This is a genomic window from Nocardioides litoris, from assembly GCF_006346315.1.
Classification (GTDB): Bacteria; Actinomycetota; Actinomycetes; order Propionibacteriales; family Nocardioidaceae; genus Nocardioides; species Nocardioides litoris.
On record NZ_VDMR01000004.1, the window covers coordinates 217,405 to 231,861 of the forward strand.

The 14,457-nt window shown below is 75.7% G+C and carries 12 protein-coding genes; 7 read left to right on the forward strand and 5 right to left on the reverse strand.

All coding sequences use genetic code 11. The annotated features are described in order from the left end of the window. Positions 1–43: 43 nt before the first annotated feature. From efeO to FJQ57_RS15185, 3 genes are all read left to right on the forward strand, one after another. A complete protein-coding gene (gene efeO, locus FJQ57_RS15175) occupies positions 44–1,204 on the forward strand; it encodes an iron uptake system protein EfeO (protein ID WP_139981743.1) in 1,161 nt (386 codons plus the stop codon). Between the two features lie 2 nt (positions 1,205–1,206). Continuing rightward, complete coding sequence (efeB, locus tag FJQ57_RS15180) at positions 1,207–2,451, forward strand: iron uptake transporter deferrochelatase/peroxidase subunit (protein ID WP_246081837.1); 1,245 nt, start codon at positions 1,207–1,209, stop codon at positions 2,449–2,451. 182 nt (positions 2,452–2,633) lie between these two features. Continuing rightward, positions 2,634–3,086: a response regulator gene (locus FJQ57_RS15185; protein ID WP_139981747.1), complete on the forward strand. Its 453-nt coding sequence runs from the start codon at positions 2,634–2,636 to the stop codon at positions 3,084–3,086. Positions 3,087–3,271: 185 nt separating this feature from the next. Here the strand turns inward: FJQ57_RS15185 and FJQ57_RS15190 are convergent, their stop codons facing one another. Continuing rightward, entirely contained in the window at positions 3,272–5,329 is a 2,058-nt protein-coding gene (locus FJQ57_RS15190) for an ATP-binding protein (protein ID WP_139981749.1), read from the reverse strand. 152 nt (positions 5,330–5,481) lie between these two features. On the opposite strand from FJQ57_RS15190, the gene FJQ57_RS15195 reads away from it, so the two are divergent. Beyond that, positions 5,482–6,081 (forward strand): sensor histidine kinase, encoded by a 600-nt coding sequence (locus FJQ57_RS15195; protein ID WP_139981751.1) that lies wholly within the window; start codon positions 5,482–5,484, stop codon positions 6,079–6,081. A gap of 7 nt (positions 6,082–6,088) precedes the next feature. On the opposite strand, the gene FJQ57_RS15200 is transcribed toward FJQ57_RS15195, so the two are convergent. Together FJQ57_RS15200 and FJQ57_RS15205 are read right to left on the reverse strand one after the other, a co-directional pair. Beyond that, a complete protein-coding gene (locus tag FJQ57_RS15200) occupies positions 6,089–6,454 on the reverse strand; it encodes a response regulator transcription factor (protein WP_139981753.1) in 366 nt (121 codons plus the stop codon). Beyond that, a complete protein-coding gene (locus FJQ57_RS15205) occupies positions 6,451–7,500 on the reverse strand; it encodes a response regulator transcription factor (protein ID WP_139981755.1) in 1,050 nt (349 codons plus the stop codon). Before FJQ57_RS15205 ends, FJQ57_RS15200 begins: the two co-directional genes overlap by 4 nt. 442 nt (positions 7,501–7,942) lie before the next feature. On the opposite strand from FJQ57_RS15205, the gene FJQ57_RS15210 reads away from it, so the two are divergent. Further along, entirely contained in the window at positions 7,943–8,332 is a 390-nt protein-coding gene (locus tag FJQ57_RS15210) for a response regulator transcription factor (RefSeq protein ID WP_139981757.1), read from the forward strand. 4 nt (positions 8,333–8,336) lie between these two features. Here FJQ57_RS15210 and FJQ57_RS15215 read toward each other — a convergent pair whose 3' ends face one another. Next, complete coding sequence (locus FJQ57_RS15215; RefSeq protein ID WP_139981759.1) at positions 8,337–9,947, reverse strand: ABC-F family ATP-binding cassette domain-containing protein; 1,611 nt, start codon at positions 9,945–9,947, stop codon at positions 8,337–8,339. Positions 9,948–10,196: 249 nt separating this feature from the next. On the opposite strand from FJQ57_RS15215, the gene serA reads away from it, so the two are divergent. After that, positions 10,197–11,831, forward strand: coding sequence for a phosphoglycerate dehydrogenase (serA, locus tag FJQ57_RS15220; protein ID WP_139981761.1), 1,635 nt, complete (start codon positions 10,197–10,199; stop codon positions 11,829–11,831). Between the two features lie 87 nt (positions 11,832–11,918). Here the strand turns inward: serA and yczR are convergent, their stop codons facing one another. Next, on the reverse strand, positions 11,919–13,370 hold the full coding sequence (gene yczR, locus FJQ57_RS15225; protein WP_139981763.1) for a MocR-like transcription factor YczR: 1,452 nt from the start codon (positions 13,368–13,370) through the stop codon (positions 11,919–11,921). Between the two features lie 62 nt (positions 13,371–13,432). Here yczR and yczE point away from each other — a divergent pair, with 62 nt between their 5' ends. After that, the gene (gene yczE, locus FJQ57_RS15230) at positions 13,433–14,128 is read left to right on the forward strand and encodes a membrane protein YczE (protein ID WP_139981765.1); all 696 of its coding nucleotides are present in this window, start codon (positions 13,433–13,435) and stop codon (positions 14,126–14,128) included. Positions 14,129–14,457 lie beyond the last annotated feature (329 nt).

Below are 14,457 nucleotides of genomic sequence, written 5' to 3' on the forward strand. Positions count from 1 at the left end.
CCCCGCCCGCACCCAGCCGTACCGATCGACCCGAAGGACCCCGATGAAGCGCACGACCCTGGCCGCGATCGCCCTGACCGCCCTGGCCCCCGCCCTCGCCGCCTGCGGCACCGAGAGCACCAAGCAGGCCGAGGGTGGCCGGGCCTTCACGGTCACCTCCAGCGCCGACGGCTGCGAGGTCTCCGGCGACACCGCCCCGGCCGGCGTGCTGACCTTCGAGGTCAGCAACACCGCCGACGAGGCCACCGAGTTCTACCTGCTGGGCGAGGACGGCCTGCGGGTCGTGGGCGAGGTCGAGAACATCGGCGCCGACGGCAGCAACACCCTCACCGTCAAGGCCCCGGCCGGCACCTACTACACCAAGTGCCGCCCCGGCATGACGGGCGAGGGCATCAGCGCCGCGTTCACCGTCACCGAGTCCGCCGAGGGCGAGCAGGAGCTCAGCGCGACCGACCAGCAGCGCGTCGACGAGGCCCTGGCCGGCTACCGGCTCTACGTGCGCGACCAGTCCGCGCAGCTGCTGGAGAAGACCGAGCAGTTCGTCACCGCCTACGAGGCCGGCCAGGACGACCAGGCCCGCGCGCTCTACCCGGTCGCCCGCACCCACTGGGAGCGCATCGAGACCGTCGCTGAGTCCTTCGGCGACCTCGACCCCAAGATGGACCTGCGCGAGGCCGACCTCGAGCCCGGCCAGGAGTGGACCGGCTGGCACCGCATCGAGAAGGACCTCTGGCCCGCCGAGGCGAAGGCCTACACCCCGCTCACCCCGGCCGAGCGCACGACGTACGCCGACGACCTGCTGGCCAACACCCGCACCCTGGACACCCAGATCCAGGACCTCGACTACACCGTCGACCAGGTCGCCAACGGCTCGCGCGGCCTGCTCGAGGAGGTCGCCGTCGGCAAGGTGACCGGCGAGGAGGAGGCCTGGTCGCACACCGACCTGTGGGACTTCCAGGCCAACGTCGACGGCGCCCGGGTGGCCTATGAGGGCCTCGAGCCCATCGTGCGCGACAACGACGCCGCGCTCGCCGACCAGCTCACCGAGCGGTTCGCGGCCCTGCAGACGCTGCTCGACGCGCAGCGGCAGGGCGACGGCTTCGTCCTCTACACCGACCTCTCGCCCGCGCAGGTCAAGGAGCTCTCGCGGGCCGTCAACGCCCTGTCCGAGCCGCTGTCGCGGCTGACCGCGGCGGTCGTCTGACCGTGGCCGGCGCACGGGTCTCGCGACGCGGCCTCCTCGGCGGCGGCGTGGCCGCGGCCGGGGCGGCCGGGGCGTACGCCGCCGGCCGCGCGGGGGCCGCCGAGCCCTCGTCGGCGTCCGGCCCGGCGTCGTACGCGTTCCGCGGCGAGCACCAGGCCGGCATCGTCACCCCGGCCCAGGACCGGCTGCACTTCGCCGCCTTCGACGTCACCACCACCGACCGGGACGAGCTCGTCGGGCTGCTCCGGGACTGGACCGAGGCCGCCGAGCGGATGACCCAGGGCGGGTACGCCGGCGAGGGCGGCGCCGTCGAGGGCGACCCGTTCCTGCCGCCCGACGACACCGGCGAGGCCATCGGGCTGCCGCCGTCCCGGCTGACCATCACGTTCGGGTTCGGGCCGTCGCTCTTCGACGACCGGTTCGGCCTGGCCGACCGGCGCCCGGCGTCCCTGCAGCGGCTGCCGCACTTCCCGGCCGACGACCTCGACCCGGCGGTCTCCGACGGCGACCTGTGCGTGCAGGCCTGCGCCGACGACCCCCAGGTGGCCGTGCACGCCATCCGCAACCTGGCCCGCATCGGCTTCGGCCGGGCGGCCGTGCGGTGGTCGCAGCTCGGCTTCGGTCGCACGTCCTCGACCAGCACCACCCAGTCGACCGCGCGCAACCTGTTCGGCTTCAAGGACGGCACCGCCAACGTCAAGGCCGAGGAGACCGGCGTGGTCGACACCCACGTCTGGGTCGGCGCCGACGACGACGCGGCGGGCGCCTGGCTGGCCGACGGCTCCTACCTGGTGGCCCGCCGCATCAACATGCAGATCGAGGTCTGGGACCGCCAGCCCCTGGCCGACCAAGAGGCCTTCGTCGGCCGCACCAAGGGCGAGGGCGCGCCGCTGGGCGGCACCCGCGAGGCCGACCTGCCCGACTTCGACGCCGTCACCGGCACCTCGCCCACGATCCCGGTCGACGCCCACGTGCGCGTCGTGCACCCCTCGATGCACCAGGGCGCCCAGATGCTGCGCCGCGGCTACAACTTCGTCGACGGCACCGACGCCCTCGGCGGGCTCAACGCCGGCCTGTTCTTCATCGCCTTCGTGCGCGACCCCGCCACCCACTTCGTGCCCGTGCAGAACGCCATGGCCAAGGACGACGCGCTCATGGAGTACCTGAAGTTCACCGGGTCGGCGTTGTTCGCCGTCCCGCCGGGCACGCAGCCGGGCGAGCACGTCGGCCAGGCGCTGTTCGCCTGAGCGACCTGGTCGGTCCGGTCGACCTGGTCGATCTGGTCGACCTGGTCGACCTGGGCGACCTGGGCGACGGCGTACCCCCGGCCGGAGGGTTCCGCACGCAAAGCAGGACAGGCGCCGGGGGTACCTGCGATCCTGTGGCCGCGGGTGAGGGACCCGTGCGACCGAGCGGGGAGGTGAGGTCGGTGGCGACGATCCTGGTGGCCGACGACAACGAGGACATGCAGCTGGTCATCCAGCTCGCCGTGGAGAAGATGGGGCACTCCGTCGTGCTCGCCAACGACGGCACGACCGCGCTCAGCGTGTGCCTCAACGGCGGCGTCGACGTGGCCCTGCTCGACGTGACCATGCCGGGGCTCGAGGGGCCCGAGGTGGTCGCCGAGGTACGCCGCCACCCCGAGCGCAGGAGCCTCCCGATCCTGCTCATCTCGGCCATGTCGGGCTTCGACGACATCGAGCGCGGCCTGCGCGCCGGAGCCGACGACTACATCACCAAGCCGTTCCAGACCTTCGAGCTGCACCGCCGCGTCGAGCGCATGGTGTGGCTCGGCGAGCAGCTCGAGGCACCCGACGAGCGGGGCGCGATGCGCCGCAACGCGATGTCGGCGCTGTCCAAGCTGCTGCCCCGCCGCGACTGACGGCCCGCGGTCGGCTGGACGGGTTCGGCCGGGAGGAACCCGCCAGAAGTGGCAGTTTCTCCGGTTGAGCGGAGATTCTGGACACCGGCTGTGACTCCTGGCACGAAACTCCCACTCCTGGTGGGGAGTTCCCCGCCAGAAGTGGCCGTTTCTCCGGTTAACCGGAGGTTTTGCCGCCGCCGGCCCTACGACGCCGCGCGGCCCGCCCGCGACGCGGGGAGGGGCGCGGGGTCGGCGCCGGGGAGGGTGAGCACGAACCGGCTGCCCCGGCCGCCGGGGGCGTCCTCGACCCGGATCCGGCCGCCGTGCCGCTCGACCACGGTGCGGCACAGGGCGAGGCCGAGGCCGTGGCCGTGGATGTCGGCGTGCTCGCGGTGGGCGCGGTAGAAGCGGCTGAAGACGGCCTCGCGGTCCTCGGGGGCGATGCCGAGCCCGTTGTCGGTGACCCGGACGACGACCTCGGAGCTGCCGTCGTCGTCGGGCGGCACGGCGTCGACGACGACGTGCGGCGCGACGGCCGGGTCGGCGTACTTGAGCGCGTTGCCGACCAAGTTGACCATGAGCTGGCGCACCAGGCCGGCGTCGGCGCGCACCGGGGGCAGGTCGAGGACGACGACCGCGTCGTCGGCGCCCTGGACGGCGACGACGTCGCGGACCAGCGCGGCCAGGTCGACGTCGACGAGCTCGAGGGCCTGCCCGGTGCTGCCGGCGTGGGCGAGCAGGTCCTCGATGAGGGTGCCCATCCGGTCGGTGGCCTCGTGGGCGTGGTCGAGCCAGCTGACGAGGTCCTCGCGGGTGGCGCGGCCCAGGCCGAGCTGGACGAGCTCGACCCACCCGCGGGCAGCGGTGAGGGGCGAGCGCAGGTCGTGGGCCACCATGCCGGCGAACCCGGCCAGCTCGTCGCGCTGGGCGCGGTCGGCGGTGACGTCACGGTAGACCGCGACGACACCGGGTCCGGCGGCGAACGGTCGCAGGTCGTCCAGGCGGGCGGCGGCCGTGGACAGCACCGTGGGGCTGCGGCCCTCGCGGACCAGCACGAGGTCCTCGGCCACGGCCGACCCGTCACGGATGGCCTTGCTCGACGGCAGCTCCTCCACAGGCATCCGGGTGCCGTCGGGGCGGTGGACGACGGCGCGCCGGTTGCTGGTGATGCCGTGCTCGTCGAGCATCACGGCCGCCGCCGCGTTGCGGGCGACCACGCCGCCCTCGAGGTCCATGACCACGACGCCGTCGGTGATCTCGTCGGCCACCGCGCGGTAGAGGTCGGCGCGCGAGCGGGCCTCGGCCTCGGCCTCGGCCGAGCGCGCCAGCGAGCGGCGCTGGTCGCTGAGGCTGGCGGCGAGCACCAGCCCCACAGCCGCGGAGACCGCCACGAACAGCTGGACGTCGACCGCCTGCGCCGTCGGGTCGTCGAGGGCGGCGAACGGACCCGTGCCGGCCAGGGTGAGCATGATGGCGGCGGCGCCGAAGGCGGCGACGAAGGCCGCCACGACCGGCCCGCTGAACCGCAGCCCGACCCAGACCGTGACCGCGAGGAGGGGGTAGAACGCCGACGGCCCGCCCTCGCGGAACACCACGGCGAAGGCGGCCGCGGTGACCGCGACGACGGCGGCGAGCTCGAGGAGCCGGGCGGTGGTCAGGTCGGGCGGGCGCAGCGGTCGACGGGCACGCAGGGGCGTCGCGACGAGCACGACCACGGCGACGACGGCCGTCGTCCCGGCCAGGTTGCGACCCCACCAGAGGGCGAACGCGGACCCGGCCGAGATGCCGGTCCCGTCCGCCAGCGCCAGGGCCAGGGTGCCGCCGGCCGCGCCGAGCAGGGTGGCTGCGACCGAGCCCGTGACCAGGCGGACCGTGCCGCGCGCGGTCTCCAGCGGAGGTGGACCGTCGTCGGGCCCGGGGACCCGGGCGACCGGGCCGAGGACCAGGGCGCCGGCCAGGCTCTGGACCACGTTGGCGGCGGCCAGGGCGGGGGCGAGGGCGCCGGAGGCCCCCGTCGCGGCGAGCACCGCCCCGGCGACGACCGCGTGCAGGGCCAGGGCGACCGCGAGGTCGCTCCGCGGCCGGACCGCCGCCCAGGCCAGCCACAGCACCCCGACGCCGGCCGCCGGCCAGACCAGGCTGACCTGGCCGCCGTCGGGCACGGTCGCCCGCCCGACCAGCGCGGCGACGGCGTACGCCGCGGCGAAGCAGAGCTGGATGCGCAGCGCACCCACCGACCGCTCCCGCGGGCCTGCCTCCACGTCGTGTCCCCTGTCCCGGTCGACTGACGGCCCCAGGGTGGCACGTCCTGCCGCGTCGTGCGCGGCCCCGGCCTCGTCCGTCGGTGTGAGGGAGCCGTGAGGTTCAGCGTCCCGCAGGCATCATCGCGGCCCGGGTCGGGCACGATCGGAGGATGCAACGCACCGGGGACGACGGCCGTGCCGTGGCCGACCCTCGCCCCGACGCGCTCGAGCGCGCACGTGCCGAGCTGGCCTCGGTGACCAACCACGAGATGCGCACCTCGATGACAGCCGTGCTCGGCCTGACCCGCTTGCTGCGCGAGGGCGCCGCCGGCCCGGTGACCGAGCAGCAGGAGGCGTTGCTCGCCCGCATCGAGGCCAACGGCCAGCGGCAGCTCGAGCTGGTCGAGCAGCTGCTCGGCGCCGCCGCGACGCCCGACGCCCCGACCGCCCCTCGCGCGGCCCAGCCCACGGAGGGCACGATCGTCGACCTGCGCCTCGTCGTCCGCCGGGCCGCGGCCGCCCTGCACGAGCGGGCCGGACGGCGGCTGCGGGTCGTGCTCGACCTCGGCGAGGCGCCGCTGTGGGTCAGCGGCGACCGGCGCCGGGTCCAGCGCGACCTCGACGAGGCCCTGACCGCCGCGTCCGCCCACGCGGCCCGCCGCGGCGGGGTGGTCCGGGTGCGCTGCGCCCGCCGGGCCGACCAGGTCGTGGTGTCCGTGGCGGCGGGCCGGCTCGGCCGCGGCGTCGAGGTCGCCCTCCCCGCAGCCTGACCGCGGTTCAGGCCGGCGGCAGGAGCGCGGCGACGCGCGCCTCGAGGACGGACAGGTCGAACGGCTTGGACAGGTAGTCGTCGGCGCCTGACTCGACCGCGGCGTCGCGGTCGAGCGCGACGGTCGACCCCGACATCACCAGCACGGGGGTGCGCACCCCGTCGGCGCGCAGCCGGCGCACGACGTCGAGGCCGGTCAGCGTGCCGGCCATCTGCACGTCGAGGACCACCAGCGCCGGGTCGACCTCGGCGTGGCGCGCCAGCACCTCCTCGCCCGTCCGGCAGAGCACGCAGGTGTGGCCCAGCAGCGAGAGCACCGCTCGCACCATCGGGCCGAGGTCGGGGTCGTCCTCCCCGACGAGGACGTCGCTCACGCCTCGGCGTCCTCGTGGCCGTGCGCGTGGCCGTGCGCGTGGCCGTGCGCGTGGCCGTGCTGGCCGTCGTGCTGGAGGTCGTCCCCGTGCGTCTCGGCCTGCGCGACCAGGTCGGCCACGCGCTGGGTGAGGCCGTCGATGCGCTCGAGAGCAGCGCGGGTGTCGTCCGGGACGTCACCCGGCGCCCGGACGAGCAGCTGCACGGCCATCCGCAGCGCCGTCACCGCGTTGGCCAGGTCGTGGCGGCAGGCGGCCGGTCCGCCCGCCCCGCCGTACGACGGCAGCGGGTCCGGTTGGTCGGGGGGCGCGGGCGCGGCGGGCGCGGCGGGCGCGGCGGTGGGGTCGACGACCGGCGCGATCCACCGGTAGCCGCTCCCGCTGTCGGTGCGGATGAAGCGGGGCGCCCGGGCGTCGTCGCCGATCTTGGCCCGCAGGGTGCGGACGTGGGTGCGGAGCGCCTCGCGGGTCTCGTCGCCGTAGCTGTTGTCCCAGACCTGCTCGAGGAGCCAGCCGTGGGTCATCAGCCGCTCGGGGTGGGTGACCAGCTGCCGCAGCAGCCGCCACTCGGTCGGGGTCAGCCGGACCTCCTGGGCCTCGCCCCCGGTGCCCGCGAGCACCCGGTTGGCGGCCAGGTCGACCTCGAGGCCCTCGAAGACGAGCGTCTGGGCCACGGAGCCGGCGTCCCCGACGCGGCGGCGGGAGAGCGCACGCAGCCGGGCGAGCAGCTCGTCGAGGCCGAACGGCTTCTGCAGGTAGTCGTCGGCGCCCGCGTCGAGCGCCTCGGCCTTCTGCCGGGTCTGCGAGGCACCGGAGAGCACCAGGATGGGGGCGGCCAGCCACGGCCGCACCCGGCCGATGACCTCCAGGCCGGGCAGGCCGGGCAGGCCGAGGTCGAGCACCACGAGGTCGGGGGAGCTGGTGGCGGCGAGCTCGACGGCCTCGACGCCGTCGTGGGCAGCGACGACCTCGTACCCGGCGCGGCCGAGCGCGCTGGTCAGCGCCGCGGTGAGCTGGGGTTCGTCGTCGACGACGAGCACGCGGGTCACGCCTGCAGATGGTAGGCGCTCAGGCCCCGGGCGTGTCGAAGGACCGACCCGCGACTGGCCCACGACGGGTCCGCGACCGGCACCGGGGCGCGGGGGACGCCGTGCGCCCGGTGCCGGACGAGACTGGTGGACGGTCGCCGGTCCGGCTGCTTCGCACCCCCATGCGTTCCGCGCAGTCAAGACCAGGTCGCCCAGCGACCCTCCCGATCCGTTCCGGCGACCGTCTGCGTCCACTGTGCTCGCACGCCGTGGGCAAAGAGTGAGGGGAAGGCCGCCGGCTCGTGAGCGTTCCGTGAGCGGCCGCGACGCTGCACCTCGGACCAGGTGCCTGCACACGACTTCCTCACGCCCACGAGGCCGCACGCTCACACCGACCTCACGGCCACCGGACCACGATGGAGGGGTCCCGCCATGGGGGCGGGCGCCGCATCGGGGAGCAGGCATGTCGAGTCGGGGAGCGGTCCAGGGACGCAAGACGATCCTGGCCGTCGACGACGAGCCCGACGTGCTCGAGCTGCTCTCGGTCACGCTCGGCACGACGGGCCACCAGGTGCGCACGGCAGCCACCGGCCAGGAGGCCCTGGCCCACCTCGACGGCGCCGACCTGCTCGTCGTCGACGTGATGATGCCCGGCCTCAGCGGGCTCGACCTGGCCCGTCGGGTCAGCGACGGCCCGACCCCGCGCCCGCGCATCCTGATGCTCTCCGCGCTCGGGTCGCCCGACGACGTGCGCCGCGGGTACGACGCGGGCGCCGATGACTACCTCGCCAAGCCCTTCGCGGTGCGCGAGCTGGTCGACCGGGCGCTCGCGCTGCTCGACCGTCCGGCCTGAGCGCTCACCCCGGCGCCTCCTCGGCGCCGAGGTCGACCACCCGGTCGACCCCGACGTCGCGCAGGAACGCCGGGTCGTGGCTGACGACGACCAGTGCGCCGGCGTACGACGACAGGGCGGAGACCAGCGCGTCGTAGCTGGCCAGGTCGAGGTTGTTGGTGGGCTCGTCGAGCAGCAGCAGCTGCGGCGCGGGCTCGGCGAGCAGCACCACGGCCAACGCGGCTCGGAACCGCTCGCCGCCGGACAGCGTGCCCGCCGGTCGCTCGGCCCGCTCGCCGCGGAACAGGAACCGCGCCAGCGCCGCCCGCACCACCCGCGGCTCGGCCTCGGGCGCCCGGGCCCGCACGTTGTCGACCACAGTCAGGTCGTCGTCGAGCACGGTCGCGTCGATCCGCTGGGGCAGCAGGCCCACGGGCACGTGCACCTCGACCGAGCCCGCCGCCGGCGCGAGGAGCCCGGCGACGGTGTGCAGGAGGGTCGTCTTGCCCGACCCGTTGGGCCCGACGACCGCGACCCGGTCGGGGCCGGCCACCTCGAGGTCGACCGCCGCGCCCGTCCGCAGCACCAGGTCGTGGGTCTCGAGCACGCGACGCCCGCGGGGCACCGCCGTGCCGGGCAGGTCGATGCGCACCTCGCGGTCGACCCGCAGCCGGTCCTCGGCCGCGTCGAGCCGCTGCCGCGCCGCGTCGAGCCGGTCGTCGTGCAGGGCGCGGTAGCGCGAGGCGTGCTTCTCCGAGCGGTTCTGCCAGAAGTGCTGGGCGCCCTTGCCCATGCTGGAGGTCACCGCGTTGCGGGCCCCCTGGCGACGTCGCTGGGCGACCAGGCGCTCGGCCTCGGCCCGGTCGGCCCGCTGGCGCCGCACGTCGGCGCGGGCGGAGACCACCGCCTGCTCGGCCGCCTCCTGCTCGGCGGCCACCTGCTCGGCGTACGCCGTGAACCCGCCGCCGTACCACCGGACCGTGCCGTCGCGCAGGTCGCCGATGCGGTCGACGTGCTCGAGCAGGTCGCGGTCGTGGCTGACCACCAGCAGCGAGCCCGACCAGGTGTCGACGAGGTCGACCAGCCGCGCCCGGGCGTCGGCGTCGAGGTTGTTGGTGGGCTCGTCGAGCAGCAGCACGTCGGGCGGGTCGAGCAGCAGGCGGGCCAGCCCGAGCTGCACGACCTCGCCGCCGGAGAGCTGGCCCAGCTGCCGACCGAGGACGTCGTGGGGCAGGCCGGCCCGGGCCAGGGCCGCGGTCGCGCGCTCCTCGAGGTCCCAGTCGTCGCCGACGGTGTCGTAGTCGGCGGGGTCGACCGAGCCCGCCTCGATGGCCCGCAGGGCCAGGAGCCGGCCGGTGACGCCGAGCAGGTCGGTGACGGGCCGGTCGACGTCGAGGGCGAGGTCCTGGCGCAGCACGTCGACCCGCCCGCGGGCGGTGACGTGGCCCGCGGTCGGGGCCAGCTCGCCGGTGGCGAGCCGCAGCACGGTGGTCTTGCCGGAGCCGTTGGTGCCGACCAGCGCCGACCGGCCGGGCGGGACGAGCAGGTCGAGACCGTCGAGGACGGGGGTGCCGTCGGGCCAGGCGAACGAGACGCCGGCGAACGCCAGGACGGATGGCGGGGGGGACGAGGGCATGGCGAAGCTCCCCTTCGTGGGGTCGAGGTCGGTGAGGACGGCCTCAGAGCTCCAAGACGGGCGCCGATCGTCGGGGGCAGGACGGCGTCGACCGTACGCCGGGCGCGCGGGCGCCCGCCACGGGTTTTGGCGCCGGGCCGGCGGGTGCCCGGCGTGTAGCGTGACGGGCGCCGCACAGCGTGGTGCGCGCCCGCCTCCCCGACCCTCCAGCCCGCTCGCCCGCTCGACCCACCCCCGCGAGGACCGCCCGTGCCCCACGCCCCCGACCGAGCCCCCGACCGTGGCCCCGACCGAGGCCCCGACCGCGCTGTCGTCCTGATCGCCGAGGAGCTCAGCCCGGCCACGGTGGAGGCCCTCGGGCCCGACGTCGCGGTGCGCCACGTCGACGGCACCGACCGGGCCGCATTCCTCGCCGCGGTCGACGACGCCGATGCCGTCCTGGTCCGCTCGGCGACCCAGGTCGACCAGGAGGCCCTCGACGCCGCCAAGCGGCTGCGCGTCGTCGCCCGTGCGGGCGTGGGCCTGGACAACATCGACGTGCGTGCCGCGACCCTGGCCGGCGTCATGGTGGTCAACGCGCCGACGTCCAACATCGTCTCCGCCGCCGAGCTCGCCGTGGCCCTGATGCTCGCCGCGGCCCGCCACGTCTCGCCGGCGCACGCCGCGCTGCGGGCGGGGGAGTGGGACCGGGCCCGGCACACCGGCACCGAGCTGTACGAGAAGACCGTGGGCATCGTGGGGCTGGGGCGCATCGGCGTGCTGGTGGCCCAGCGGCTGGCGGCGTTCGGGATGAACGTCATCGCCTACGACCCCTACGTCCAGGCCGGCCGGGCCGCGCAGGTGGGGGTGCGCCTGGTCGACCTCGACACGCTGCTGGCGGAGTCGGACTTCGTGAGCGTGCACCTGCCGCGCACGCCCGAGACGATCGGGCTCATCGGCGCCGACCAGCTGGCGGTCGCCAAGCCGTCGCTCGTCCTCGTCAACGCCGCCCGCGGCGGCATCGTCGACGAGGAGGCGCTGCACCACGCGCTCGTGACCGGCCAGGTCGCGGCCGCCGGCCTCGACGTGTTCGCCGTCGAGCCGTGCACCGACAGCCCGCTGCTGCAGCTCGACAACGTCGTCGCCACCCCGCACCTGGGCGCCTCGACCCACGAGGCGCAGGAGAAGGCCGGCCTCGCCGCCGCCCGGTCGGTGCGGCTCGCGCTCGCCGGCGAGCTGGTGCCCGACGCGGTCAACGTGCAGGGCGGCACCATCGCCGAGGACGTCCGCCCGGGCATCCCGCTCACCGAGAAGCTCGGCCGCATCTTCACCGGCGTCGCCGGCGAGGTGGCCCAGCAGGTCGACGTCGAGGTGCGCGGCGAGATCACCGAGAACGACGTCAAGGTGCTCGAGCTCGCCGCCCTCAAGGGCATCTTCACCGACGTCGTCCCCGACGTCGTCTCCTACGTCAACGCCCCGCTCCTCGCCTCCGAGCGCGGCACCGCCGTCCGCCTGGTGACCGAGCAGGACAGCCCGGACCACCGCAACCTCATCTCGATCCGCGGCACCCTCGCCGACGGGTCGCGGGTCTCGGTGAGCGGCACCCTCGTCGGCATCAACCAGCGCGAGCGGCTGGTCGAGGTCAACGGCTACGACATCGACCTCGAGCCCACCGACCACCTCGCGTTCTTCGCCTACCACGACCGCCCGGGCATGGTCGGCACCGTCGGTCGGGTGCTCGGCGAGGCCGGCGTCAACATCGCCGGCATGCAGGTCTCCCGCAACGCCAAGGGGGGCGAGGCCCTCGTCGCGCTCTCCGTCGACTCCGCCATCCCCACCGAGGTCCTCGCCGACATCGAGGCCTCGATGTCGGCCCACTCCGCCCGCTCGATCGACCTCGTCTGAGGCCGTCGTCGGGATAGTGCGTCACCCGGTCAACGTGCGTGACGGACCTAGAGGTTGATGGGGTGACGCACTATCCCCGGCAGGGGCTCAGGCCACCATCACGCGCGTGCGCCGGGGGGCGGGCCGGCCGGCGGGGGCGCGGTCGGTGAGGGCGGCCCACGCGGCGGCGAGCCGCTCGACGGCGCGCTCGAGGTCGGCGACGGGGGCGGCCCAGGGCACCCGCACGAACCGGTCGAGCCCGCCCTCGGCCGCGAACGCCGGGCCGGGGGCCACGATGACGCCGTGCCGCTCGGCCTCGGCGACCAGCTCGGTGCCGCGGGCGGCGGGCAGCTCGCACCACGCCGCGAGCCCGCCGCCCGGTCGGTGGAACCGCCAGTCGGGCAGCCGCTCGGCCAGCGCGGCCAGCAGCACGTCGCGCTGCTCGCGCAGCCGCTCGCGGTGGCGTCGTACGACGTCGCCGGTGCCGTCGAGCTCGGCGGCCAGCAGCCGCGTCAGCACCAGCTGCTCCATCACCGGCGCTCCGAGGTCGACGGCGAGGCGGGCCGTGGTGAGCCGGTCCATGAGGCCGTGCGGCGCGCGGATCCAGCCCAGGCGCAGGCCGCCCCAGTAGGCCTTGCTCGCGCTGCCGAGGGTGACCGTGCGGTCGTCGTGGGCCGCGAACGGCAGCGGCATCTCCTGCCCGTCGAGCGCCAGCGCCTGGTGGGCCTCGTCGACGACGCCGACGGTGCCGGCCGCCCGCAGGTGGGCGGCACAGGCCGCGCGCTGCTCGTCGGTCATCAGGTGGCCGGTGGGGTTCTGGAAGTCGGGCACCAGGTAGGCGAACCGTGCCGCCTGCTGCCGCAGCGCCGCGCCCACGGCGTCGAGGTCCCAGCCCTCGGGGTCGACCGGCACCGCCCGCAGCCGGGCGCCGGCGGAGCGCAGCGCCTGCGTGGCGTTGGGGTAGACCGGCGACTCGACCGCCACCCGGTCGCCGGGCGCGGTCAGGGCCTGGGCGACGACCGCGGCCGCGGTCAGCGCGCCGGGGGTGACCATGACCTGGTCGGGGTCGGTGGGCAGGCCACGCGCGTCGTACGTCGCGGCGATGGCGGCCTGCAGGTCGGGCAGGCCGGCCGGGAAGTAGCCGTGCCCGGACAGGTACGCCGGCAGGTCGGCCGCGGCCTCGGCGTACGCCGCCGCGATGCCGGGCGGGGCGGAGGCGGCCGCGCAGGTGAGGTCGATGGTGTCGGGCCCGCCGTGGGCGGGCGTGAGCACCCGGTCGTGGCGCCGCGTCCCGCCGGGGACCCGGGTGAAGGTGCCCGAGCCCTGCCGGGCCTCGGCGTACCGGCCCTCGCGCAGCAGCGCGTAGGCGCGGGTCACGGTCGTGCGCGAGACGCCGAGCGCGGCGGTGAGGTCGCGCTCGCTGGGCAGCCGCACGTCGAGGCCGATCCGGCCGTCGCCGACGAGCTCGGTCAGTGCGTCGGCCAGGCCGGCGTAGGCGGGGGAGCGGTCGAACCCGTCGACGAGGGACGCGACCCGGCCGGCCGAGATGGACTGCACCATGCAGTCCACTGTTCCACGATTGGCTCTTCACCACCAGGCCAATCGGCGCGCATCCTGGGAGCATGAGCACGACCCGCCCCACCCGGTTCGCCCGACCCACCCGCACCCTGGCCGACCTCGGACCCGTCGCCCAGCTGCGCGCCGGCCGACTGCCCGAGCGGCTGGCCCGCCTCGCCCTCGGCCTCGTGCTGTACGGCGTCTCGCTGGGCCTGATGGTGCGCGGCGACCTCGGCCTCGCGCCCTGGGACGTGCTGCACTCCGGCCTCGTGCGGCACGTGCCGCTCACCCTGGGGCAGGCCGTCGTGGTGATGAGCTTCGTCGTGCTGCTGCTGTGGATCCCCCTGCGGGAGACGCCCGGGGTCGGCACGGTGGCCAACGCGCTCGTCGTCGGGTTCTCCGCCGACGCCACCCTGGCCCTGCTCGACGCCCCGTCCGGCTCGGTGGCCCGGGTCGCGCTCATGGTCGGCGGCGTGCTGCTGTGCGGCTTCGCCACCGCGCTCTACATGGGCGCCCAGCTCGGCCGCGGCCCGCGCGACGGGCTGATGACGGGCCTGTCGCGGCGCACCGGCCTCTCGCTGCGCCTCGTCCGCACCGGCCTCGAGGTCACCGTCGTGCTCATCGGGCTCGTGCTCGGCGGCGTCCTCGGCGTCGGCACCGTGCTCTACGCCCTCGCCATCGGCCCGGTCGCCCAGGCCATGCTGCCCTGGCTGGTCGTCGACCTCGGCCGTTCGCCCGCGACGGACCTGCCCGCGCACTAGCGTCCTGGGGCGACCGGTGACGTCGCCCCGGTCCGCTGACTCGGCGGTCCGGCACCCGGCTCGGCGGCATCTCGGTCAGCATCGACCTCGACCAGCACCGACCGCCGTCCTGCAGAGACCGCGCAGCCAGCTCGGCACGGCCGACCTCGACGCCCTGCGCCCCGGCGGCACCGTGGTCGTCGCACCGCTGCAGACGCTCAGTGCCTTCTCCACCGTGCTCACCCATCGAGACCTCGGCCACACCGCGCCCGGCCGCACGCAGGCCGCCCGCCGCACCCTGACCTGGGCGCCGGCAGCGACCGCGCCCGAGGTCCCCGTGCGTTCGTACG

What these genes read in the sequence shown, in the direction of transcription:
- yczR (WP_139981763.1), bottom strand. Translation starts at nt 13,370, where the DNA reads ATGGTGCAGTCCATCTCGGCCGGCCGGGTCGCGTCCCTCGTCGACGGG.
- efeO (WP_139981743.1), top strand. Translation starts at nt 44, where the DNA reads ATGAAGCGCACGACCCTGGCCGCGATCGCCCTGACCGCCCTGGCCCCC.
- yczE (WP_139981765.1), top strand. Translation starts at nt 13,433, where the DNA reads ATGAGCACGACCCGCCCCACCCGGTTCGCCCGACCCACCCGCACCCTG.
- FJQ57_RS15210 (WP_139981757.1), top strand. Translation starts at nt 7,943, where the DNA reads ATGTCGAGTCGGGGAGCGGTCCAGGGACGCAAGACGATCCTGGCCGTC.
- FJQ57_RS15215 (WP_139981759.1), bottom strand. Translation starts at nt 9,947, where the DNA reads ATGCCCTCGTCCCCCCCGCCATCCGTCCTGGCGTTCGCCGGCGTCTCG.
- FJQ57_RS15195 (WP_139981751.1), top strand. Translation starts at nt 5,482, where the DNA reads ATGCAACGCACCGGGGACGACGGCCGTGCCGTGGCCGACCCTCGCCCC.